At 71.9% G+C, this 23725-nt stretch carries 20 protein-coding genes and 1 tRNA gene; 11 read left to right on the forward strand and 10 right to left on the reverse strand.

What is annotated here, in order from left to right; translation table 11 throughout:
- The first annotated feature begins 16 nt into the window (after positions 1–16).
- The 4 genes from Bra3105_RS14970 to Bra3105_RS14985 all read left to right on the forward strand — a co-directional run bounded on the left by Bra3105_RS14970 (position 17) and on the right by Bra3105_RS14985 (position 3413).
- Positions 17–1066, forward strand: a complete 1050-nt coding sequence (locus Bra3105_RS14970; RefSeq protein ID WP_228357529.1) for an alcohol dehydrogenase catalytic domain-containing protein — start codon at positions 17–19, stop codon at positions 1064–1066.
- A gap of 96 nt (positions 1067–1162) precedes the next feature.
- Positions 1163–1540, forward strand: a complete 378-nt coding sequence (locus Bra3105_RS14975; RefSeq protein ID WP_228357530.1) for a GntR family transcriptional regulator — start codon at positions 1163–1165, stop codon at positions 1538–1540.
- Between the two features lie 155 nt (positions 1541–1695).
- Complete coding sequence (locus tag Bra3105_RS14980) at positions 1696–2586, forward strand: AAA family ATPase (protein ID WP_228357531.1); 891 nt, start codon at positions 1696–1698, stop codon at positions 2584–2586.
- Entirely contained in the window at positions 2583–3413 is an 831-nt protein-coding gene (locus Bra3105_RS14985) for a hypothetical protein (protein WP_228357532.1), read from the forward strand. Before Bra3105_RS14980 ends, Bra3105_RS14985 begins: the two co-directional genes overlap by 4 nt.
- 44 nt (positions 3414–3457) lie before the next feature.
- On the opposite strand, the gene Bra3105_RS14990 is transcribed toward Bra3105_RS14985, so the two are convergent.
- Positions 3458–5443 carry an OPT family oligopeptide transporter gene (locus Bra3105_RS14990; protein ID WP_228357533.1) on the reverse strand — a complete coding sequence of 662 codons (1986 nt, stop codon included), beginning with the start codon at positions 5441–5443 and terminating at the stop codon, positions 3458–3460.
- A gap of 155 nt (positions 5444–5598) precedes the next feature.
- Between Bra3105_RS14990 and Bra3105_RS14995 the strand changes: the two genes are divergently transcribed.
- Both Bra3105_RS14995 and Bra3105_RS15000 read left to right on the forward strand, forming a co-directional pair.
- Positions 5599–6741, forward strand: a complete 1143-nt coding sequence (locus Bra3105_RS14995; protein ID WP_228357534.1) for a ribonuclease HI family protein — start codon at positions 5599–5601, stop codon at positions 6739–6741.
- A gap of 7 nt (positions 6742–6748) precedes the next feature.
- Entirely contained in the window at positions 6749–7324 is a 576-nt protein-coding gene (locus tag Bra3105_RS15000) for a DUF4031 domain-containing protein (protein ID WP_228357535.1), read from the forward strand.
- 9 nt (positions 7325–7333) lie between these two features.
- On the opposite strand, the gene Bra3105_RS15005 is transcribed toward Bra3105_RS15000, so the two are convergent.
- The 6 genes from Bra3105_RS15005 to Bra3105_RS15030 all read right to left on the reverse strand — a co-directional run bounded on the left by Bra3105_RS15005 (position 7334) and on the right by Bra3105_RS15030 (position 14032).
- Complete coding sequence (locus Bra3105_RS15005; RefSeq protein ID WP_228357536.1) at positions 7334–8944, reverse strand: sensor histidine kinase; 1611 nt, start codon at positions 8942–8944, stop codon at positions 7334–7336.
- A gap of 10 nt (positions 8945–8954) precedes the next feature.
- Positions 8955–9674: a response regulator transcription factor gene (locus Bra3105_RS15010; RefSeq protein ID WP_200503455.1), complete on the reverse strand. Its 720-nt coding sequence runs from the start codon at positions 9672–9674 to the stop codon at positions 8955–8957.
- A gap of 199 nt (positions 9675–9873) precedes the next feature.
- Positions 9874–10380, reverse strand: coding sequence for a LapA family protein (locus Bra3105_RS15015; RefSeq protein ID WP_228357537.1), 507 nt, complete (start codon positions 10378–10380; stop codon positions 9874–9876).
- 139 nt (positions 10381–10519) lie between these two features.
- Entirely contained in the window at positions 10520–12163 is a 1644-nt protein-coding gene (locus tag Bra3105_RS15020) for a DNA repair helicase XPB (protein ID WP_228357538.1), read from the reverse strand.
- A gap of 145 nt (positions 12164–12308) precedes the next feature.
- Positions 12309–13079, reverse strand: coding sequence for a hypothetical protein (locus Bra3105_RS15025; protein WP_200503458.1), 771 nt, complete (start codon positions 13077–13079; stop codon positions 12309–12311).
- Positions 13076–14032, reverse strand: a complete 957-nt coding sequence (locus Bra3105_RS15030) for a hypothetical protein (RefSeq protein WP_228357539.1) — start codon at positions 14030–14032, stop codon at positions 13076–13078. Before Bra3105_RS15030 ends, Bra3105_RS15025 begins: the two co-directional genes overlap by 4 nt.
- Positions 14033–14406: 374 nt before the next feature.
- On the opposite strand from Bra3105_RS15030, the gene gndA reads away from it, so the two are divergent.
- Positions 14407–15870: an NADP-dependent phosphogluconate dehydrogenase gene (gndA, locus tag Bra3105_RS15035; protein ID WP_228357540.1), complete on the forward strand. Its 1464-nt coding sequence runs from the start codon at positions 14407–14409 to the stop codon at positions 15868–15870.
- Positions 15871–15964: 94 nt separating this feature from the next.
- On the opposite strand, the gene Bra3105_RS15040 is transcribed toward gndA, so the two are convergent.
- Both Bra3105_RS15040 and Bra3105_RS15045 read right to left on the reverse strand, forming a co-directional pair.
- Positions 15965–16297 (reverse strand): hypothetical protein, encoded by a 333-nt coding sequence (locus Bra3105_RS15040; RefSeq protein WP_200503461.1) that lies wholly within the window; start codon positions 16295–16297, stop codon positions 15965–15967.
- Positions 16298–16495: 198 nt separating this feature from the next.
- Positions 16496–18694, reverse strand: coding sequence for a helicase-associated domain-containing protein (locus Bra3105_RS15045; protein ID WP_228357541.1), 2199 nt, complete (start codon positions 18692–18694; stop codon positions 16496–16498).
- A 31-nt stretch (positions 18695–18725) separates the two neighbouring features.
- Here Bra3105_RS15045 and Bra3105_RS15050 point away from each other — a divergent pair.
- Together Bra3105_RS15050 and Bra3105_RS15055 are read left to right on the forward strand one after the other, a co-directional pair.
- A tRNA-Leu gene (locus tag Bra3105_RS15050) sits at positions 18726–18799 on the forward strand.
- A gap of 226 nt (positions 18800–19025) precedes the next feature.
- A complete protein-coding gene (locus Bra3105_RS15055; RefSeq protein WP_228357542.1) occupies positions 19026–19721 on the forward strand; it encodes a hypothetical protein in 696 nt (231 codons plus the stop codon).
- Positions 19722–20363: 642 nt separating this feature from the next.
- On the opposite strand, the gene Bra3105_RS15060 is transcribed toward Bra3105_RS15055, so the two are convergent.
- A complete protein-coding gene (locus Bra3105_RS15060) occupies positions 20364–21830 on the reverse strand; it encodes an MFS transporter (protein ID WP_228357543.1) in 1467 nt (488 codons plus the stop codon).
- 96 nt (positions 21831–21926) lie between these two features.
- On the opposite strand from Bra3105_RS15060, the gene Bra3105_RS15065 reads away from it, so the two are divergent.
- Complete coding sequence (locus tag Bra3105_RS15065; protein ID WP_228357544.1) at positions 21927–22931, forward strand: helix-turn-helix transcriptional regulator; 1005 nt, start codon at positions 21927–21929, stop codon at positions 22929–22931.
- Positions 22928–23692 (forward strand): YggS family pyridoxal phosphate-dependent enzyme, encoded by a 765-nt coding sequence (locus Bra3105_RS15070; protein WP_228357545.1) that lies wholly within the window; start codon positions 22928–22930, stop codon positions 23690–23692. Before Bra3105_RS15065 ends, Bra3105_RS15070 begins: the two co-directional genes overlap by 4 nt.
- Positions 23693–23725 lie beyond the last annotated feature (33 nt).

Raw genomic sequence — 23725 nt, forward strand, 5'->3', positions numbered from 1 at the left:
GCGGCACGATGGCTCCATGAGAGCCGTGCGCTACGACGCCTTCCGCACCCCGCCCCGCGTCGAGCAGGTGGAGGACCCCGCGTGCCCGCCGCGCGGGGCGGTGATCGAGGTCCGCGCGACGGGCGTGTGCCGCAGCGACTGGCACGCCTGGCAGGGGCACGACGACTCCGTCTCGCTTCCGCACACCCCCGGGCACGAGTTCGCCGGCGTGGTCCGCGAGGTCGCCCCCGAGGTCACCCGGTTCCAGGTGGGCGACCGTGTGACCGCGCCGTTCATCCTGTCCTGCGGCCGCTGTGCGCAGTGCCGCGCGGGAGCCACCCAGGTGTGCCCCGACCAGCACCAGCCCGGCTTCGACCTGCCCGGCTCGTACGCCGAGCAGGTCGTCGTGATCGAGGCGGACCACAACCTCGTCGCCCTGCCCGACGGCATCGACATGCTCGCCGCCGCGGGGCTCGGCTGCCGCTTCGGCACCGCGTTCCACGCCGTGCGCACCCAGGCCCGCGTGCGCGACGGGGAGAGCGTGGTGGTGCTCGGGTGCGGCGGCGTCGGGCTCTCCGTCATCCAGATCGCGGTGGCGGTGGGTGCGCGCGTGCTCGCCGTGGACGTCTCGCCCGGAGCCCTCGAGGCGGCCCGGGCGCTCGGCGCCGAGCCCGTGCCGACCGCTCCCGACGAGGAGGTCGATGACCTCGTCGAGCGGCTGCTCGCGGCGAGCGGCGGCGGCGCCGATGTCGCGATCGACGCGCTCGGATCCGCGCGCACCGCGGCCGCGGGCATCCGCTCCCTGCGCCCCCGCGGACGTCACGTGCAGGTGGGGCTGCTGCTGGGCGAGGACGCGGACCCCGCGCTGCCGATGGGTCGCGTGCTCGGCCTCGAGCTGCAGGTGATGGGCAGCCACGGCCTGGCGGCGGGGGAGTACCGGGCGCTGCTCGAGGAGATCGCCGGCGGCCGCCTGGATCCCGCCGCGCACCTGGGGTCGATCATCGGTCTGGAGGACCTGCCGGAGGCCCTCGTCGGGCTCGGCGGAGCGCCGACGTCGACCGGGATGACCGTCGCCCGGATCCCCTGACCCCTTGACGCGACCGAAGACCGTGCTTACTGTCTATAGCGCATATAGACAGTAAGCACACGCGGCACCGCCGGAGCAGGGGAGGGGGCGAGCAGGATGCAGCTGCACATCGATCCGGGATCCTCCGATCCGATCTACGAGCAGATCCGCGCCGCGCTCGCCGCCGCGATCCTCAGCGGCGAGCTCGCGAGCGGCGAGGCCCTGCCCTCGATCCGCACGCTCGCTCGCGACCTGCGGGTCAGCGTCATCACCACCACCCGCGCCTACAACGAGCTCGTGGCCGACGGCCTCGCCGACTCGGTCCGCGGCAAGGGCGTGTTCGTACGCGCCCAGGACCCCGACGAGCTGCGCGCACGCGCACTGGACCGCATCGAGCGGTCGCTCGGCGAGGCGGTCGACGCGGCGCGCTCGGGCGGGATCGACGACGCGATGCTGCGCACGATGCTCGGCCGACGTATCGAGGAGGAACGATGAGCCCGAGGCGCCCAGGACCGAGCCGCACAGGATCGGGCCTCACAGGACCGGGCCGCACGCCGTCCGTGCCCGCTGATTCGGACCGCACGGAGACGCAGGTCGGCGCGGAAGACGAGGGGGCATCGGCCCCCGCCGTCGCCGTCCGCGGTCTCGGCGTGAGCATCCCCAGCCCGGAGAAGTCGTACGGCGATCCCATCCGCGCGCTGCGCGGGCTGACGTTCACGGCTCCCGCCGGCCAGGTCACGGGCCTGGTCGGGGCGAACGGAGCGGGCAAGACCACGGCACTTCGGGCGATCGAGGGCGCCATCCGTGCGACCTCCGGTCGGATCGAGGTGCTCGGGATCGAGCAGGGCGCGGCGCGGACGGCCCCGCCCGAGGGGCTCGCGTCGGTGCCTGATCCGCACGGCTACCCGGAGCACTGGACCGCCCACCACGTGGCGCGCCTGCGCCGGGCGGCGATCCCCGGCTTCTCGGTGCGGGACTTCGGCCGCCGGCTGCGGTCCTTCGGCGTCCCGATGGACCGCCGTCTGCAGGACCTGTCCGACGGGCAGGCGGCGCTCTTCGGCGTGAGCGCGGCCCTCGCGCAGGATCCTCGGCTGCTGATCCTCGACGAGCCGCTCGCGCGTCTGGATCCCCTCGCGAGGGAGCGCCTGGTGGACATCCTGCGCGACCTCCTGGCGCGGGAGCGGCGCTCCCTGCTGCTGAGCACGCACGACCTGGACGGCATGGACCGCTTCATCGACCACCTCGTGGTCATGGCCGACGGCGTCGCAGTGCTCGAAGGATCCGTCGAGGACCTGAAGGACGACTTCCTGGTGCTGGGAGCTCCCGCGCCCACGACCCAGGGGAGCGACATGCCCGGGCTCATCGGCCCGGAGGAGATCAGCGGGACCACCTGGGCGCTGATCGCCGCCGAGGAGGCCGTCGGGCTCGACACCGAGACCCAGCTGCATCGGCCCGAGCTGAGCGACCTGGTCACGTATCCGCTGCGGGCGGCGGCGTCGAGAGCACGCACGCACCGCACGACGAAGGAGGGGACGGCATGACCGCACACGAGGCAGCACCCGCACACGGTGCGCGACCTTCTCGACCCGTGCAGGGCGACGGTCCGGCCCGCACCTCCGCATGGCGCCGCGCCCTGGCGGCGGACATGCGACTGAACTCCGAGACCTTCGCCGGCACGGTGATCCTGTCCGTGATCGCGCTCGTCCTGGCGGTGACCGTCACCGATGCAATGGCGAGCATCGCGCCCGTGTGGGGAGTGCTGGCCTGGTACCGCTACGGCCGCCAGGACACGGCTTCCCGCACCGAGCTGTGGGCGAGCCTGGGGATGTCCCGCGCCGACCGCGTCCACGGCCGCGTCGCGCTCGTCGCCCTCGAATCCGCCCTGATGGTGTTCGTCTCCGCCGCGGGGACCGCGCTCACGGTCCTGAGCGGGCACACGCCGATGATGGATGACGCCGTCCCGACGGGCTGGAGCCTCGTGGGCTCACTGGTCGCGAGCATCGCTGGATCCTGCGCGATACTCGTGCTCGCGGCGATCGTTCTGGGACGGGAGTGCACGACGCGCAGGCCGGGCATCTCGATGTTCGTGCTCAGCATCCTCACCTACATCGGAGCGGCCATGATCATCTCGCTCATCTCGATGGTCGTCGTGCTCCCGCTGAGCCTCGCCGTCGCATCGGCGCCCGTCGCCGCAGCCGCGGCGACCTGGATCGGAGTGATCGTCTCCTGCGTGATCGCACTGATCGGGGCGTTCGTGCTCCGCCGCGGCGTGCGCCAGTGGATCCGTGAACCGGATTCGCAGGACGGGGGCTCAGCGCCCTCGCGCCCGCGGAAGCGCCGCGTCGACGCTGGAGAACGCACCGCCTGATCCCGTCGGCCCAACCCATGCGGCCGGCCCGACCGGGCCCGCCCTCACTTCTCGACGATCTCCCGTCCGGCGCTGCGGCCCACGGTGCGGTAGAGCGCCGCGGTGGCGATCACGAACACGATGACGCCGAGGATCATCGCCGGGGTCGCGAAGCCGTCGCCGACGATCGCGAGCGGGGCATCCTTCCCCGTCGCGGCGACGATGCCCGCGAAGACCACGCCGAACAGGCTCTCGCCCACGATCATGCCGGTCGCGAGCAGGGTGCCCAGACGCCCGGCGAGCTCGGGACGCTTCGAGCGCTTGGCCCAGCGCCCGTAGAACAGGCCGATCACGGCGCCGACCACGATGAGCAGGGTCGTGCTCATCGGCAGGTACATCCCCATGCCGACGCCCAGCGGCGGCAGCGCGAGGCGCGAGCTGCGGGCCCTGAGGATCTCGTCGATGATGATCGCGACCAGGCCTATGAGAGCGCCCATGCCGATCAGACCCCAGTCGAGGTCCCCGCCGAAGATGCCCTTGACCAGCGACGCGATGAGCGTGGCCTGCGGAGCGGCCAGGGCGTCGGGGCCCGCGCCGGGCGCGCCCTGGAAGCCGAAGGCCGTGGACATGAGCCCCAGCACCGGCGGGATGATCAGCGAGCCGAAGCCCACGCCGATCACGAGCGCGACCTGCTGCTTCCAGGGGGTGGAGCCGACGAGCTGGCCGGTCTTGAGGTCCTGGAGGTTGTCGTTCGAGATCGTCGCGATGCCGAACACGATCGCGGTCGTGAACAGGGTGAAGGCGACCAGTGCCGCGGTCTGCGAGGGGTCGGAGCCGTGCACGAGCTTGATGACGAGCGCCGCGGTGATCGCGACCAGGATGCCCACGCCGGAGATCGGCGAGTTCGAGGATCCGATGAGTCCGGCCATGTATCCGCACACGGAGGCGACGAGCAGGCCGGCGATCAGCACGTAGAGGATGCAGACGGCGATCAGGCCGCCGGCGCTGTGCACGAGCGCGGTGTCCTTCACGAACAGCCACAGCATGATCCCGATCGGGATCATCGAGACCACCGTGATCACGGCGACCAGGGTGAAGGGCAGGTCGCGCTCTGTCTTCTCGACGCTGCCGCCGCCGCGGCGGGTGATCGTCGAGGCGAGCGAGCCGCGGATCCCGCCCATGATGGGGCGCGCGATCCGCACGAGCGTCCAGATTGCGGCGATCGCGATCGCGCCGGCGCCCACGAAGCGCACGTCGCCCGAGAAGACGGTGTCCACGGCGTCGGCGATCGCGCCGGTGGCGGGCAGCTGGCCGCTCGACATGATGGGCAGCAGCACGCCGTAGGAGACGACGAGGCCCACGAGCATGGCGATGCCGACGGTAATGCCGACGAGGTGGCCGACGCCGACGAGCGCGAAGGACAGGCTCGTGCCGATCATGGTGCCGCCCGCACCGATGCGGAAGGCCGCCGTGACCGAGTTGCTGATCGCCTGGAGCGCAGCGACCAGGGCGAATGCGGCCGACGTGATGCCGCCCAGCAGGATCGCGCGCAGGCCGCGCCGGTTCTCCTCGGCGCCGCCCTCGGCATCGCCGACCTTGAGCACCTCGGCGCCGGCGACGCCCTCGGGGTAGGGGAGGTCGGACCCGGTCACCAGGGCGCGGCGCAGCGGGATCGAGTACATGACGCCCAGCAGGCCGCCCACGGCGCACAGCGCGACGGTGGTCCAGTACGGGAAGCCGCTCCACCAGCCGATGACCACGAGGCCCGGCAGCACGAAGATGATCGCCGAGAGCGTGCCCGCGGAGGACGCGATGGTCTGCACGATGTTGTTCTCGACGACGCTGTGGCGTCGGAAGAACCGCAGCACGGCCATGGAGATCACCGCGGCGGGGATCGAGGTCGCGAACGTCAGTCCGGACTTCAGGCCCAGGTAGACGTTCGCCGCGGTGAAGACGAGGGTGATGATCCCGCCGAGGATCACGCCGCGCAGCGTGAGCTCGCGGACCGAGGGCGCGGCCGTCGCGCGCGTCGACTCAGAGGTCGAGGACATGGATGCTCCTTGTTCGCGGAGCATGGACGCGCCCCGACGACCGGTCACCGTACTCTTCCCGGGCGCCCGCGGGGTAACCGAGAACACCCCCGCGTGACCAACTCTCCGCGTCGATCGGGGATCGGCCCTGCTCCGGGCTGTGGAACGATTGGGCCATGACGATCACCGCTGCGGCCGACGGGTCTGCGCTCGGAAACCCAGGCCCGGCGGGCTGGGCCTGGTACATCGACGATCAGACCTGGCGGGCCGGCGGGTGGCCGCACGGGACGAACAACATGGGGGAGCTCAAGGCCGTCCTCGATCTGCTCGAGGCGACCGCGGTGGACGCCGACCAGCACCTTCACGTGCTGTGCGACAGCCAGTACGTCATCAACTCTGTGACGAAGTGGATGCCCGGCTGGAAGCGCAAGGGCTGGCGCAAGAAGGACGGCAAGCCCGTCATGAACGTGGATCTCCTCAAGGCGATCGACCGGGCGCTCGCCGGCCGCAGCGTCGAGTTCGAGTGGGTCAAGGGCCATGCCGGCCACCGCATGAACGAGGCCGCGGACCGCCGCGCGAACGGCGCCGCGGTCGCCTTCTCCAAGAAGCAGGACCCCGAGGTCGGCCCCGGCTACCGCGCCTCCGGGGGATCCGGCGATGGAGGACGTGCGACGGGGTCTTCAGGGGCCACAGGATCCACGGGATCTGCGCCCGCTCCGCGACTGTGCCTGACCCCGGACAGCTCGGCACCTGCGGATCCCGGTGCCGACTCCGCGTCGGCCGCCTCTGCGGGCGCCGCTCCGGCCGCCTCTCCGGCCGACGATCTGTTCAGTCTCTTCGACGCCGACAGCGCCGGCCCCGAGCGCTCCGCTGCGGGGGCCGACGACGCACAGGGCAGTGATGGCCCGTCGGCCCGGTCCTCCGCCGATCCGGATTCGGCCCCCTTCGAGGAGATCGTCGCCCGCGAGCAGGTGCTGCTCAGCGATCTCCTGCGCAAGAACCCCGAGCGCGCGGCCGAGCTGCTGCACCCCGATTTCACGGAGATCGGCACCTCGGGCCGCGCCTACGATCGCGAGCAGGTGCTGGCCGTCCTCGCCCCGGTGCCGGGTCTGCGCGCGCGCGAGTTCATCGCCGAGGTGGTCTCCGACGGCGTCGTGCTGCTGCGCTTCGTCACCTCCGACGCCCGCGGCACCCAGCGGCGCTCCTCGCTGTGGGTGCGGGTCGACGGGACCTGGCTGCTGCGCCACCACCAGAGCACGCCGACGCGGCCCGAACCCGTGACGGACGCACCCGCCCAGGGCATGTCCTCCTCGCGGTGATGTCGCGATGACCGTCCTCGCCGACACCCCGCGCTGGGAGCGCCACGGCACGCTCTGGGGCCACCTGGTCTCCGACGCCTCGCTCACCGAGCTGCACGAGACGGCGGCCCGCTCCGGCCTGCACCCGCGGTCCTTCGACCTCGACCACTACGACTGGCCCGAGCAGGCCCGGCCCGGGCTCGAGGCCGCGGGGGTCGAGTTCGTGGGCAACAAGGAGCTCACGCGCCGTCTGCTCGCGAGCGGTCTGCGGGTGCCCGGTGCCCGGCGCGCGCAGGCGCGGCGAGAGCGCACGGCCCGCGCCGCCGCGGCGCTGGGGCTCGGGCCCGACGAGGTCCCGCACGATCTGGTGCTGGGCCTCGAGGGGCACGTGGACCCGCTGCCTCCTGTCGGCGAGGCGCCCGAGGGCGCCTTCCGGCTCGGCAGCGACGACGCCTGCGGTCAGGTGCGCGTCGAGGCGCACGACGAGCTCGGACGCGTCGCGGCCCGCGAGTTCCTCGCCCGCGCGAACGTGCTCTCGCAGCAGCTGACCGGGCACACCTTCGTGGGGCAGGTGCTCGATGCACCCGAATGGCCGGGCGCCTGAGAGGGCCGGTCAGCCCCGCCCGTCGGCCCCCGCGGGCCCGTCACCGGTGATCGTGCTGGTCTGATCGGGCTCGACCACCTGGTCGGCCGTGAGGTCCGCGGCCTGCAGCTCGACCCGGAAGGTGGCGCCGCCGCCGGGGGTCTCGAGCACGCGGATCGAGCCGTGGTGCTGCTGGACGATCGTCGCGGCGATCGATAGGCCCAGCCCCGCGCCGCCGCCCTGCGCCGCCGAGCGCTGGCGGGAGACGTCCGTGCGGTAGAAGCGCTCGAAGACCTTCTCGCGCTGGTCCTCGGAGATGCCCTCGCCGTGGTCGCGCACCTCGATCGCGACGGTGCCACCGTCCTCGCGGCCCACGGCGATCTCCACGGGAGACCCCTTGGGCGTGTGGCGGTTGGTGTTGCCCACGAGGTTCAGCAGCACCTGGCGCAGCGAGGGCTCGTCGCCCTGCACGCCCACGGGGATGTGCGGGCTCACCGACAGCGGTGTGCCGGAGAGCGAGACCACCATGACCTGGCGGGTCGGGTCCAGGGCCCGCAGGTCCTGGGCGACGTCGAAGACCGCGTCGGTGACGTCCAGCGGCTCGAGGTCCATCTCGGGGTTCTCGTCCAGCCGGGCCAGGCGCAGCAGGTTCTCCACGAGGGAGCCCATGCGGCGGGCCTCGTCCTCGATGCGGCGCATCGCCGAGGCCACGTTCTCCTCGCCGCTGAGCGCCCCCATCCGGTAGAGCTCGCCGAAGCCGCGGATCGCGGCCAGCGGCGTGCGCAGCTCATGGGAGGCGTCGCCCACGAAGCGCCGCATGCGGGCCTCGGACGCCGTCGCCTTCTCCTCGCTGTCGGCCTGCGCGATGAACGACTGCTCGAGGCGCACGAGCATCTCGTTGAGGGAGACCGCGAGGGCGTTGACCTCCTGGCTGGTGTCCGTCACCGGCACGCGGCGCGAGAGGTCGCCGGCGACGATCTGGGAGGCGACCTCCTCGACATCGCGCAGCGGCTCGAGCGCGCGGTGTGCCATGTACCCGCCGGCGCCCATGCCCACGAGCACCACGAACGTTCCCACCAGCACGATGACCAGCGCCATCTCCCGCATCGTGCGGTCCACGCTGTCCAGGGGCAGGGCCACGAAGACGCTGCCGCCGCCCGTGTCGCCGTCGACCATCGCCCGGACCCGCCAGCGGTTGCCGTCGGTGTCGATCATGGTGAACGGCTGCCCGCCCTGCTGCTTCACCTGCGCGACGGTCCAGGCGGGGAAGGTGAGGTCCACGGAGCTGTCGTCGTGGTAGTTGTCGTTGCGGTAGATCTGCTTGCCGTCGTCGTCGTGGACGGCGACCACGAAGTCCACCGGGGCGTACGAGGCGTGGTGGTCCTCGGTGTCGGAGCCGTCGGAGTCCCCGGTCCCGTCGGACTCGCTGGAGTCGTCGAGACCCGCAGCGGCGACGCTCACGATGCCCTGCATGCCCGTGCGCAGCTCGCTGTCCTTGGACTGCATGAGGGTGCGGTGCAGCAGCGTGAGCGACAGCGCGCCCGTCAGCAGCGTGCCCAGCACCAGCACGAGCGAGATCAGCGTGACCAGCCGTGTCCACAGGGACACGGGCCGCTGGGCGTTCAGGGTCGGGAAGGACACGGGGAGCGGATCAGCGGCCCTCGGCAGAGCGCAGCACGTAGCCGATGCCGCGCTTGGTGTGGATCATCGGCTCGCCGATCACGTCGATCTTGCGGCGCAGGTAGGAGATGTAGGACTCGACGATGCCGACCTCGCCGGACCAGTCGTAGTCCCACACGTGGTCGAGGATCTGCGTCTTGGAGACGACTCGGCCGGCGTTGAGCATGAGGTAGCGCAGCAGCTTGAACTCGGTGGGGGAGAGGTCGATGGCGATGTCGCCGCGGTAGACCTCGTGCGAGTCCTCGTCGAGGCTCAGATCGCCCACGACCAGCGCGCTCTCGACGGTGTCCTCGGCGCCGCCGTGCGTGCGGCGCAGCACGGCGCGGATCCGCGCGACGACCTCCTCGAGGCTGAAGGGCTTGGTGACGTAGTCGTCGCCGCCCACCGTGAGGCCCTGCACCTTGTCCTTGGTGTCGTCCTTCGCGGTGAGGAAGAGGATCGGGTACTGCTCCCCGCGGTCGCGCAGGCGCCGGGTGACGGTGAAGCCGTCCATGTCGGGGAGCATGACGTCCAGCACCACCAGGTCCGGCTGGTGCTCGGTGGCCTCGCGGATGGCCTCGTTGCCGGTCGAGGCGGTGAAGACCTCGAAGCCCGCGAAGCGCAGCGAGGTGGCGAGCAGGTCGCGGATGTTCGGCTCGTCGTCCACGACGAGGAGACGGGCCTCGAAGTTCTGATCCTGGTCTGTGGTCATGGCACCACCGTGAACCGCACGGGTGGGAGTTCCCTGGACGTGCGCTGTGCACAGCGCACGTCCAGGTCGGTTTCCCAGGAGATCCCGGACACGATCCCGGCTGCGTTCCCGGTATCCGGGCCGACGGTCGGGTCGACGGCCGGGCTGACTCCCGGGCTGACTGCCGGGCCGACTCCAGGGCCGACGACGTGCGGTCGGCTCAGCGGTCCAGCATGCTCTGGATCTTGCCCTGCTGCTTGCGGAGCTTCTTGATGGTGCGGCTCTGCTGGAACATGCGCACGGAGCCGACCAGCGCCATCACCAGGGCGCCGGCGATCGCCGCGAGCAGCATGGCGACGCCCAGCGGCAACGAGAAGTCGGCGGTGAAGTAGTGGAAGTTCGCCGGGTGGTTGTTCTGCAGGATGAACACGAGCAGCAGGATCAGCACGATGGCGCCCAGCACGAGGGCGATCCAGACGCCCGCCGTGCGCTTGCCGGACGCCGGGACGTCCGCGACCTGCTCGCGGGGCGTCGTGCCGGTGCGTCCGGAGGCGGCGCCCTTCCCGCCCGGGGCCTTCCCGTCGGCCTCGCGAGTGGTCTCCGGCGTGGTGGGGGCGTCGAGGCCGCCGGTCGTGCGGCCGGTCGTGCCGCCGACGGGGCTCTCGGGGGCCTCGCTGGGGCGCGGGTCGCGCGGGGTGGTGGGGGTGGAGTCGTCGGGGGAGGTCATCGCGGGCTCCTCGGGGAAGACGGGGACGAGCGCGGCACGGGGCCGCACGGGACAGCTTCCACTGTAGTCACCGCGTCCCTTCCGGCCTCGGACCCGCGTGGCGCAGCGCGAGGTGTCACGCGGAGTGTCCCGCGCGGTGTCAGCCGACGGGAAGGTCCTCGGCGTCCAGGATCGAGTACGCGTAGCCCTGTTCGGCGAGGAAGCGCTGGCGGTGCGCGGCGAACTCCTGGTCCTGGGTGTCGCGCGTGACCACGGTGTAGAAGTGCGCCTCCCGCCCGTCGGCCTTGGGGCGCAGCAGACGCCCGAGCCGCTGGGCCTCCTCCTGGCGGGAGCCGAAGGCGCCGGAGACCTGGACCGCGACGCTCGCCTCGGGGAGGTCGATGGAGAAGTTCGCGACCTTAGAGACCACGAGCCGGTCGATCCGGCCCTCGCGGAAGGCGTCGAAGAGCTCCTGGCGCTTGCTCACGGGCGTCTTCCCGGTGATGAGATCGCAGTCCAGGCGCTCGGCGATCTCCTCGAGCTGGTCGAGGTACTGGCCGATCACGAGCAGCCCCTCGCCGGCGTGGCGGGCGGCGAGGCGCTCGACGACGTCGAGCTTGCCGGGATGGGCGGCGGCGAGGCGGTGGCGGTCGTCGGCCTCGGCCCCCGCATGCAGCATGCGCTCCTCGCGGGTCATGCTCACACGCACCTCGGTGCACACGGCCGGGGCGATGTAGCCCTGGGCCTCGATGTCCTTCCAGGGGGCGTCGTAGCGCTTGGGGCCGATGAGGGAGAACACCTCGCCCTCGCGGCCGTCCTCCCGCACCAGCGTCGCCGTCAGGCCCAGACGCCGACGGGCCTGGAGATCGGCGGTCATCCGGAACACGGGCGCGGGCAGCAGGTGCACCTCGTCGTACACGATGAGGCCCCAGTCGCGGGCGCTCACCAGCTCGAGGTGCGGGTGCACCCCCTTCCGCTTCATCGTGAGCACCTGGTATGTGGCGATGGTGACGGGGCGGATCTCCTTGGAGGCGCCCGAGTACTCGCCGATCTCCTCCTCGGTGAGCGAGGTGCGCCGCAGCAGCTCGGCCTTCCACTGACGGGCGGAGACGGTCGAGGTCACCAGGATCAGGGTGGTGCGGCCCATCGCGGCCATCGCCCCGGCGCCGACGAGGGTCTTGCCGGCGCCGCAGGGGAGCACCGCGACCCCGCTGCCGCCCTCGACGAAGGCGTCGACGGCCTCGCGCTGGTAGGGGCGCAGGGTCCAGCCGTCCTCGACCAGCGAGATCGGATGGGACTCGCCGTCGACGTACCCGGCGAGGTCCTCGGCGGGCCAGCCCAGTCGCAGCAGCGCCTGCTTGAGCGCGCCGCGCTCGGACGGGTGGACGGCGATCGTGTCCTCGTCGATGCGGGCGCCGAGCATCCCCGCGACCCGCTTCGAGCGGGAGACCTCGGTGAGCACGGCGCGGTCCAGGGCGCGCAGCACCAGGCCGTGCGCGGGATCGACCTGCAGCTGCAGCCGGCCGTAGCGGTCCATGGTGTCCGCGACGTCCACGAGCAGCGCATGCGGGACGGGGTAGCGGGAATGGTCCACGAGCGCGGCGACCACGGTCTCCGCGTCGTACCCGGCGGCGCGCGCGTTCCACAGGCCCAGGTCGGTGATCCGGTAGGTGTGGATGTGCTCGGGTGCGCGCTCGAGCTCCGCGAAGGGCGCGATCGCCGCGCGGGCGAGCGCCGCGGAGGGATGGTCGACCTCCAGCAGGAGGGACTTGTCGCTCTGGACGATGAGAGGGCCGTCGGTCACCCGAGCGAGGGTACGCCGGGTGCGCGGTCGCCGAGCGGGTGCCGTCGGACGTCTCACGTGCTCGAGCGGCGGGCCGAGCAGCCGGGATCTCGCCCTTCGCCCCTGGCCCTTCGCCCCTCGCCGCCGGGCCGACGGCTCGGATGTCTCAGCGCGGGAGCGCGCGTCCCTGGATCCGCTCGAACAGGCCCAGCAGGAACAGCGAGGTGAACGGCGTGATCACGATGTCCAGCACGTTCAGCCAGGTGCCGAGCGAGGACGCGACAATGACCAGGAGGCACGCGAGGATCGTGGTGCCCAGGCGTGCGCTCGCGGCGCGGGAGCCGTCGCCGATCGCGACCTCGGTGCCCCGCGCAGTGGCGGCCGGCGCGAACAGGAGCAGGACCATGGCGACCAGCCCCGGGATCACGCACAGCACGAAGCCGACGGCGGTGAGCACGCCGCAGATGATGATCGTGAGGATGACGCGGCCGTCGCCCGCGAAGTAGCGCGCGGGCTCCTGGCGATCCCCGCGCAGCACGTCGACGCCGAAGCGCAGGGTCCCCGCGGTCCACAGGAGCTGGATCACGAGATATGCGACGGCCAGCAGCAGCTGTGCGGGAGCGAGCGCGATCGGGATCCAGTCGGGGACCACGTCGGCGACGCCCTGGAGCCCGAGCAGCCCCGTGGAGTCGTCGTCGCCCGCGAGGGCGGAGAGGATGTCCAACGCCAGCGCGATCGCTCCGTAGATCACGGCGGGGAGCACCAGCGAGCGCCAGTTCCGCACGACGCCGGTGCCCATGAACGTCAGCGCCGCGCCGAGGTCGGCGCCGAGGTCGCCGCGCGGCGCCGACCCGCCCGGTGTCTGCGGGTGCTGCGGGAACTGCGGGTCCGGACCCTGCGGGCTCGGATCCTGCGGGGGAGGGGGCTGGGCCGTCATGCCCGCACCGGCTCCGTGAGCCGACGGCCGTTCACGCGCTCGTAGAGGCCGAACTGGAAGAGCACGAGCAGCGGGAGCAGGAGGATTGAGCCGATGACGATCGAGCCGGCGATGCTCGAGGCCGCCATCGTGATCACGTAGGCGAGCACGGTCAGCCCGAAGTTGTTCTTCACCAGCGAGAAGCTCTCCTTGATCGCCTGCACGGGGCTCGCGCCGCGCGCGGCCGCCGGGAGCGCGTAGAAGCTGAACACGCCGAGGACCAGGCCGGGGATCACCAGGATGAGCGTGCCGATCCCGACCATGATCCCGACCAGCAGTGCAGTGAGGATGACGCGGCCGGGGCCGACGAAGGACCTGCCGAGGACGGGCCTGCCTCCGGTGCGGACGGTCTCCGCCGCCCGGACGGCGCCCGACTGCCAGAGCAGCGCGATGATCCACGCGAAGGGAACGGACGCGAGGGTGATGCCGTACAGGGCGACCATCGCCCCCACCGGCACCTCGTCGGAGGAGGTCGGGGCGTCCTGCATCATCCCGAACATCACGATGATCGCGATCGTCACCGCAACGCCGACGATGACAAACACCGCCACGGACCAGATGATCGCCGGCACGAGGAAAGCGGCGACGTTGCGCGCGAACGCCGACCACATCCAGCTGACCGAGGATCCGAGATCAGACCCCAGGTCGGTGCCCGGGGCGGGGTCGGACGCGGCGGCGGGCTGCGTCTGCGGGCCCGCCGGGAACTGCTGACCGGGCTGGTCCTGCGTGCCGGGCTGACCCGGCTGACCCTGCGGGTCCTGCTGACCGGGCTGGCCGTAGGGCGAGGCCTGGCCGTACTGCGCGGGGGAGCCCTGCGCCTGCTGCGGGGCGCTCCAGGCGCTCGGGTTCGCGCTGCTGCCGTCCTCGGGGCGGCCGGCGCTGTCGCTGCCGGGGTACGGGGGGATGCTGCTCATGGCGGTGCTTCTCCTCGGTGCTGCGGGGCCGACCGGTGGCCGATCGCTCTCCGCGACATGGGGGTCGGGGGTCGTCGTCCAGGGTCGTCCGGGGTCGTCCGGTCTCGTCGTGCAGGCACGACGCTACCGGGTAGCCGCGTGATCGTCGCCCCTCGTTCGTCGGTCGGAGGGGCAGACGGAGGTCGGCACGGCGCGTGCCGCCGGTCACGGCAAGCCCTGGCACGGCACCGCAGCGGACGCGAGGCGTCCTTACAATGGGCGCGACGGCAGGCGCAGGTGCCCTCGGGTCATGCCCGGGGACCGTTTCGCGCCGCCCCCGGACGCGCGGTCCTGCCGCACGCCGGCAGCCCGCACTCGATGCAAGGAGCACATCCATGGCCAGCTTCGAACCTTCGCCCGCGAACGTCGCCGACATCGGCGTGACCGGCATGGCGGTGATGGGGTCCAACCTCGCCCGCAACCTCGCGCGCAACGGCTTCAAGGTCGCGATCCACAACCGCTCGGTCGCCAAGACCGAGACCGTGTACGACAACTACAAGGACGAGGGCGAGTTCTTCCCCTCCGAGTCCACCGAGGACTTCGTCAACTCCCTGCAGAAGCCGCGCGTGGCGATCATCATGGTGAAGGCCGGCGGCCCCACCGACGCCGTCATCGACGAGCTCTCCCAGTACATGGACGAGGGCGACATCATCGTGGACTGCGGCAACGCGCTGTTCACCGACACCCGTCGTCGGGAGCACGCGCTGCGCGAGAAGGGTCTGCACTTCGTGGGCGCGGGCGTCTCCGGCGGCGAGGAGGGCGCGCTCAACGGCCCGTCGATCATGCCCGGCGGCACCGTCGAGTCCTACGACCGACTCGGCCCGATGTTCGAGAAGATCTCCGCGCACGTCGACGGCGTCCCGTGCTGCACGCACGTCGGCGCGGACGGCGCCGGCCACTTCGTGAAGATGGTCCACAACGGCATCGAGTACGCCGACATGCAGGTCATCTCCGAGGCCTACGACCTCATGAAGCGCGCGCTGGGCATGGACGCCGACGCCATCGGCGACGTCTTCGCCGAGTGGAACAAGGGCGACCTCGAGTCCTTCCTCATCGAGATCACCGCGATCGTCCTCAAGCACAAGGACTCGCGCACCGGCCAGGCTTTCGTGGACGTCATCCTCGACCAGGCCGCCCAGAAGGGCACGGGCGCCTGGACCGTGCAGACCGCCCTCGACCTGGGCGTCCCGGTCACCGGCATCGCCGAGGCCACCTTCGCGCGCTCCATCTCCGGCGACGCCGCCGAGCGCGAGGCCGCCCGCGCGACCCTCAAGGGCGAGACCCTCGACGAGGAGATCGCCGACAAGGCCCAGTTCATCGACGACCTGCAGAAGGCGCTCTACGCCTCCAAGCTCGTCGCCTACTCGCAGGGCTTCGAGGAGATCGCCAAGGGCGCCGAGACCTACGACTGGGACATCAAGCTCGGCGACATGGCGAAGATCTGGCGCGGCGGCTGCATCATCCGCGCCAAGTTCCTCAACCGCATCACCGAGGCGTACGACCGCGAGCGCAGCCTGAAGCTGCTGCTGGCGGACCCGTACTTCACCGAGGAGATCACCAAGTGCGTGCCCGCGTGGCGCCGCGTGGTCGCCTATGCCGCCGCCAACGGCTTCCCGGCCCCGGTGTTCGCCTCCTCGCTCGCGTACTACGACGCGGTGCGCGCCGAGCGCCTGCCCGCCGCCCTGGTGCAGGCGCAGCGCGACTACTTCGGCGCCCACACCTACAAGCGCGTGGACGACGAGGGCACCTACCACGTCGAGTGGTCGGGCGACCTCACGGAGACCCGCCAGGACGGCTGACACCGTCACCGCATGAAGGAGGCCCGGACCGTACGGTCCGGGCCTCCTTCATGCGGTGCCCGTGAGCCGACGCTCACGGGGCGCGACGAGAACTTCAGTACGACGTGGACGAGCTGTCCAGGATGGCGCCCAGCGCGCCCGTCGCGATGAGGATGACCCAGACGATGATCGCGATGACCCAGATGATCGCGTAGACGATCCAGGTCACCTTGTAGAGCTTGTTCGCGCTCTCGACGTCCGACCCCGCCTTCACGAGGCCGACGATCGCGATGATCGTGGAGACGAGCTGCAGCGGACTGCACAGCACGGTGGTGACGGCGCAGACGACCAGCTGGACGATCCACTTGGTCTTGCTCACCGGCGCCCCGGGAACGAATCCCTGCCCACCGGGGACGGGAGCACTGAAGTTGGGGTTCGGGCTGGTCATGGTCGGGTCCCTTCGTCGGTCCGGCGAGGAGGTGCCGGGTCGTCGTTGCTGTCGCGGCGATCCACGATCTGCGGCGCCGTAGGGAAGCATAGGCAATCGAAGACGTGTTCGACCATGGGGATAAGTCCCCATGAACCGGCGTGACGTGCGTGCGCAGGGCAGCGGAGCGGCCCGCCGACCCATGCCGCGCGTGCCGTCTCAGTCCAGCGTCACCCTCTGCACCAGCACCGTGAACTCCTCGCCGTCGGACGCCGCGCGCGCTCGGAGCCGGCCGTCCTCCACGCCCAGCGGCACGGCGTCGACGCGCTCGATGCCGCCGCGTCCGTCCACGATCCCCAGGCTCATGATCCTTCCGGCGGCCGATGCCTCCAGCAGCAGGTCCACCGTGCTCGGCGCGCCCTCCCCGGACTCCGCGCGCCGCAGCCGCGCGACGGCCTCCGCCGGCTCGAGGAGGGCCGACGGGCCGGGCGTCGCGGGCGCGCGCACCAGCTGCTCGACGGCCTCGCCGCCGCTCCGGCGCGCAGCCGCCCCGTCGGCCGGGCCCCGCGCGCCCAGTCGCAGAGCCTGCGCGCCCGCGTCCCCGTCGGCCAGAGGGGAGAGGCCCGCGGCCGCCGCCAGGCGCAGCAGCATGCGCGGCTCGCACGCCGCGATCGCGACCCTCGGCGCGAGGCGCTGCAGTCCCGCGCTCGCGGCGCCGGGCTGGGCGAGCAGCAGGGCGATCGCGTCCTCCTCGCCGGTCACGTAGGCGCGGGCGGGGCCGACGTGCACCTGTCCCAGCCGTCGCTGCTCGTCGTGCACCAGGTACTCGAGGGCCTGCGGGATCGGCGTGCGCGAGGCCTCGCGCAGGAACCCCAGCAGCTCTTCGGCGTCCCGTCCCTCCTGGAGGGCGCCGCGCACGGACGCGGGCGTCGCGCGCAGGGTCAGCGCACCGCCGCGGGAGACAACCTCGGTCCACGTCTCGAGGGCGGCGAGCCGTGGGCTCGGTCGTCCGGGCACGACGATCGTGAGGTCCGCGCCCAGCAGCACCTCGTCGACCGGTGCGGGGGCGAAGCCCACGAGCGCCTCGGTGAGTCGGGCGTCGGCCGTGGGCAGATCGGCCCCGAGCACCTCGACGAGCGTCTCGCCGAGCACGGTGAGCGCGCCGCCGTCCAGGAGCCCGAGGGCTGCTCCCTCGTCCAGCACGGCCCTCACGTCCCGCGCGAGCGTGCGCGCGGGCACCAGCGGATGCCACCAGGCGAGCGCCGCGTGCAGACCCTGCTCGGGAAGGTCGCGGCCGGGGTGCGCGGCGAGGATCCGCAGCAGGCGCGCACGGCGCGCGGCGCCCTGGTCGATGCGCGTGGCCTCGGAGAGCAGCGCGCGCGGGGTGCCGGTCGCATCGGCCTCGCCGGCCGCGACCGCGAGGTGGTCGCCGTGCGCCCAGGCCAGAGCCAGCTCCGCCCAGCGGTGCTCAGGGCCGTGCTGCCACAGCTCGGCCCAGTCGGCCGTGGGCGCCCAGGTCTCGCCGTCGTGCCCGAGGAGCCCGGCGAGCCAGCCCGACTGCAGGATCGTCGCCGCTGTGACCTCCTGGATGCCCGCGTCCGCGGCGAGTCGTCGCAGGTCGCGCTGGGGGAGGCCGCCGCGGCGCAGCACTCCGGGCGCGGTCTCGTCGTCCCAGCCGAGCACGCTGTCCAGGACGCGCACGGCGTCCAGGGCGCGCTCGACCGCGCCCGCTGTGCGCGTCCCCGGGATGCGCTCGCGGATCTCGGCCCCGCCGGGGTCCGGGGGATCCTGCGGGAAGGATGCGAGGAGGCGTCCGCCGCGCAGCGCGAGGTGCACGCTGCGCGGGATGCGCAGGGCGGAGCCGTCCGCGACGGCGATGCCCGCCGCGAGCAGCCGGTCCGCCAGGTCCCCGGTGCCGACCTCGAGGCGTCCGGGGGCCCAGCGCAGACGGTCCAGCGCTGGCCCGAGCTCTGCAGGGGCGCGATCGAGGAGGGCGCGGGCCTCGTCGGCCGACGGGTCCTCGGCGTGCACGGGCGCGAGCCCTGCGGGGGACCGCAGACCTTCGCGCACGGCCCGCACCAGGCGCAGCTCGTCCTCGCCCCACAGCAGGGCGATGGTGCGCAGGTGCTCCAGGTGCGCCGCCAGCGGTGTGTTCGGCGCGTCGAGCAGCGCAGCGATCTGCGGCGGGGAGGCGCCGTCGCCCAGGACCGCGAGGGCATCGACGACGGCGAGCTCGGCGGCGGTGAGGGTGCCGAGGGCCCGACGGGCCGACAGCGAGCCGGTGGCGCGCGCCGCGAGGGCGCCGAGACCGTGGGGGAGCGGATGCAGCAGATCCGGGCGGGCGCTCAGCAGGCGCTCGAGGCGCTGGTCGTCGAAGCGGCGCAGGGAGTCCGCGAGGGAACGGAGGGAGTCGGCCATGGCACGTCCAGCATAGGCTTGTCACCAGCACGCCCCCATAGCCCAATCGGCAGAGGCAGCCGCCTTAAAAGCGGCTCAGTGCGGGTTCGAGTCCCGCTGGGGGCACGTGGACGGCTCCCGCCCAGGTGCGGTGGCTCCCGGGTGACTGGGGAAGACTGCTGTGGCCGCGTTGAGTTCGTACGAGAGAAGAGGATCGATGGAAAGGGTCCTCGGTGTCTTATTGACTCTTGGGATTGTCGCAGTGCGTCTATGGGTTCGTGCTGGGCACCGATGCAGGGCCTTCCTGAGCCCGCGCAAGCCGGCGGTCGTCGATTCGGAGACACTCACCTGGGTGGTCCGTCTTCGCGGTTGGCTCTCCTGGGTGCTTGCGCTGTGGGCGGGAAGTCGTTGGTTCGATGACTACGACGACTGGTCCGGCTGGTTCGAGGGCATGCTGGCCTCAGCTGTCGAGACTGCCGTCGTGATACCGGTCCTCCTGCTGCTTGGATTCGTCGTACTTCCTTTGATCGCAGTTCGAGGTGAGCGGCGCGCGATCTACCGCGCAATGTTGGAGCCCGGGCGCACCCTCGTGATCTCGGCGATATTGGTCGTAGGAATTATCTTCGCCGCAGACCTGTCTCCGCGCCTCGCTGTCGCGCCCTCTTCTTCTGTGCAGTCGACAGGAGACGCAGTAGGTCTACTCCTCGGAATTGTGATGTTGACGCTGCTGCTTGCGGTCATGTGGTTCATGAGCGCCTGGACTGTCTGGGGTATTCCGGCGGTCCTTCGTCACATGTTTCGAGTTCACGACGCCCACCCTGCATATCCGGCCGTTCTGACACTCGCTCTTTGCATCTACTCGCTCGGCATCGGCTTGGTCCGCGACATCAGTGGCGGCTGGGAGTCGCCCTTTCCCTTCTGGGCGCAGATTCTTTTTCTCATCGGAGGACCGTGCGGCATCGCAGCGACCAGCGTGGCGGAACTGATCGTCCTGCGGAAAAGGCACGATGTGAGCTTGCGTCGCGCGTACTGGAGCCAGGAAAAATGAGGGCGTTCACCGCGTTGTGCGTGAGACGCCTCGTCTGAATGATGTCATCTTCCGCGAAGCGTCGGGGGTCGACCCGCAGGATCCTCTGATGGGTATTCTCTGAGTCCTCTGGGGTGGTCTCGTGGCTTGTCCTGGACGCGGTTTCTCCGCGGACGGCGCGGTCGCCGACGGGTGATCTCCTGCGGATCGCTTCAGCCTCACGTGTTCCGCGAATGCGGTCTCGATCGCGAACGGGGCATGCTTCACGGGTCTTCTGCTGCCTCGAGGGAGTCTCATGCAATGGCGTCTTGGTTCCGAGGTGACGGCCACACGTATCTGTCTGCGCCATCCTTGACGCGGTTCTTTCTTGATCTCGCTCAATATGAGACAGGCATCGAGCGGGTCGGGCTTCGAGACCGGATGGGTAACGTCACTCTTGTGTACGCGACAGCGGACAGCTCTGATGCGGGGGCCAATTCTCTCTTCGTCCGGAAGTGCACATAGTGCCGCCGGCAGGCAGTCGTCTTCCGTCAACGCCTTGATGGTCGTACACGCTCTGGACTCGCTATCGGGTCGCTCGAGAACAGCAGCGGCCGTCGTCGATCAAGGCCACCTGACCGCGCCGTGCCCGAGGCTTGCCCTGGGGGGGGGGGAACGCGACGCTCATCGCTCGATCCGCTGCGTCGACGCCGTCAGCGAGGAGCCCCGATTCGTCGCCCGCCCGAGCGCGGTGACGAGGACCGCGAACACGGCGGCGAAGAGGATCTGCACCCCGATGCAGGCGGCGACGGCGAGCGCCGGGTAGGTCGGCAGCGTGCCCAGCACCAGGCCGAAGACGGGTACGCCGAGGGCGATGCCCACCTGCTGGAGCGTCGAGAACAGGCCGCTCGCGAGGCCCGCGAGGTCGTGGCTGACCGCGCCCATGACGCTGCCGATCAGCGGCCCGTACATCGCGGCCTGCGCGACGCCGAGCACCACGAGCACGAGGCACAGCAGCACGAGCGGCGGGTGCCCGTCGCTTCCCACGACGATCGCCGCGGTCGCCGCGAGCATGACGGCCTGGCCCGCGACGCCCGCGAGCATCACGTGCCGGGGCGTCCAGCGGGCGACGAACGCGGGCAGCATCGCGCTGGTGACGACGAACCCGGCGGCGAAGACGGTGAGCACGATCGCCGTGGTCAGCGCGCCCAGGTGCAGTCCCGTCTGCAGCGTGGTGGAGAAGTAGTAGACGAAGCCGCCGTAGCTCGCGAAGAACACGAGCGTCAGGGCCAGTCCGAGCTGCAGGGGGCGCACCCGCAGTGCCGAGAGCGGCACCAGGGCGTGGGCGTCCGTGCGGTGACGCTGCCACAGGGCGAAGGCGGCGAGCAGCACGGCCGAGAGCACCAGGAGCGAGACCACGGCCGACGTCGCCAGCAGCGAGCCCGCGCCGAGCGGCAGCACGATCGCCGCGATGGCGGCGCCCAGCAGCAGCGCGCCGAGCGGGTCGAGCCGGCTCACTCGGCTCGAGGAGGTCTCGGGGATCGCACGCGCGGCGAACAGGGCCAGAGCAGCGACGAAGGCCACGAAGCCGAAGGCGAGGCGCCACCCCGCGCCCCACGGGTCCGCGGCGACGAGGGCACCGGCGCCGATCTGGCCGATCGCGGTGCCGCCGCCGATCACGGAGGCGTACGCGCCCGTCCAGCGCGCCCGGGAGCGGCCGACGGTCGTGTGCTGGATCGTCGAGAGCACCTGCGGGAGCGCGAGGCCGCTCGCGACGCCCTGCAGCACCCGGCCCACGAGCAGCACGCCCGCGCCAGGCGCGAGCGCGACCAGCAGGGACGCGGGGACCAGTGCCGCCAGGGCGATCTGCAGCATCCGGCGCCTGCCCCAGGCATCGCCAAGGCGCCCGCCGAGGACGAGCGAGGAGGCGAAGCCCACGGAGAACAGGGCGACCACGAGCGTGCCGGTCGAGGCGGTCAGCCCCAGACCGTCCTCGAGGGCGGGGAGGGCCAGGGTCGACGAGCCGAAGATCAGATTGCCGGTGATGGCGGCGGCGAGCAGCACGACGCCGCCCGCGCCGAGCGGCGGGCTCGTCGGCTCCGTCGGCTCCGGCGGTACCGGAACATCCGGGGCGGCGGGGGAGTCCGCCACGGCGGCGGCGTGCGATGCGGAAGCGGTGCTGCATGACATGGGTCCATCTGACACCCCCTCTATCCAGGTATCCAGATGCCCTTTATCCTGGTATTCATGGTGCTCGCCTCCCGTTCAGCCTCCGCCCCGTCGACCGCCCGATCGACCGTCGCGTCGTCCGGCTCCGGTGCCTCCGCCTCCGCGTCCGCGCGCGCCGAGCTCGCGGGCTTCCTGCGCAGTCGCCGTGAGCGCCTGACACCGGACCGAGTGGGCCTGCCTCCGGGCGGGCGCCGCCGCACGCCCGGACTGCGCCGCGAAGAGGTCGCCATGCTCTCGGGCATCGGCGTGACCTGGTACACCTGGCTCGAGCAGGGGCGCGACATCACCCCGTCCACCCAGGTCCTCGACGCCCTCGCCCGGGCCCTGCTGCTGGATCCCGACGAGCGCGCGCACCTGCACCTGCTCGCCACCGGCTCCCGGCCGGACGACGCCGGCGACCCCGCCGGATGCAGCGTCGTCACCGCCGACCACGTGGAGCTGCTCGCTCGCTTCGAGGGCGTCCCCGCCTGCATCCAGACCGCGAAGTTCGACATCCTCGCCGCGAACGCGACCTACCGGTTCCTCATCACCGACATCGACGAGGGGCCGCTGGAGGACCGCAGCTGCATGGTCCGCGCGTTCCTCGACCCCGTCTGGCGCTCCGCCTACGACGACTGGGAGGCGACCACCGCGCGCATGGTCGCGCGCCTGCGTGCGGCCATGCCCTCCCACCTCGACGACCCGAGCTGGACGGGCCTCGTGGAGCGCATGCGCACGAGCTCCGAGCGCTTCGACGAGCTCTGGCAGCGTCACGACCTCACCCGGGACGGCGTCCGCGACCAGGTCTTCCACCTCCCGCGCGCGGGCGACGTGACGGTCCGCTTCACGCGGCTGTACCTCGACGAGGCGGCGAGCGTGCACCTCAACGTCCTGCAGCCCGTGGGCGAGGAGGACGCCCGGCGGCTCGCCGCCCTCGCCCCGGCCTCCGTCCCCCGGGTGACCATGCGTCCCACTCTCGCCGAGCGCCTGGGGGATGAGCTCAGCGCGAGAGACGGCGGGAGGCTGGGAGAATACGCGGCATGACCTCCCCGCACTCCCCGTCCGCGGCTCATCCCGACCAGCGCCTCGATCAGCAGCTCGACGCACGCCTCGACGCCGTCCTCGCACGCCTGGACGCCGCCGCCGAGCGCGCGGGCCGCGACCCCCGCGAGATCCTCGTGCTGCTGGCCACCAAGACCCGCTCCGCCCCCGAGATCGCGGGTGCCGTCCGTGCCCTCCACGGCCGCGGTCGCCGCGTCGCGGTGGGGGAGAACCGCGCCCAGGAGATCGCCACCCACGAGGATCCCGCGCTCGCCGCCCTCGAGTCCGAGCTCGCGGTGCCGCATCACTTCATCGGCCGCCTGCAGCGCAACAAGGCCCGCGACGTCGTCGCCTTCGCCTCCCTGATCCACAGCGTCGACCGGCCCGAGATCATCGACGCCCTCGCCCGCCGCGCCGAGCTCGCCGATGTCGAGCGCGATGTGCTCGTCCAGGTCAACACCTCGGGGGAGGAGTCGAAGGGCGGCTTCGCCCCGGATGCCGACACCATCGCCGGGGCCGTCGGCCGGATCCGCGCCACGGGCGCCCTGCGCCCCGTCGGCCTGATGACGATCGGCGCGCACACGCGCGAGGAGACCGCAGTGCGCTCCTCCCTCCGCCGGCTGCGCACCCTGCGCGAGGAGCTCGCCGACCCCGCCCTCGTCGAGCTCTCGATGGGCATGAGCGCGGACCTCGAGATCGCCGTCGAGGAGGGCTCTACCATCGTGCGCCTCGGCTCGGCCGTGTTCGGCCCGCGTGAGGTCTGAGAGCAGGCGGTCCGACGGTCTGGCGGTCCGACG

Source organism: Brachybacterium halotolerans subsp. kimchii (genome assembly GCF_020792675.1).
In the GTDB taxonomy this organism is placed as follows: domain Bacteria; phylum Actinomycetota; class Actinomycetes; order Actinomycetales; family Dermabacteraceae; genus Brachybacterium; species Brachybacterium halotolerans.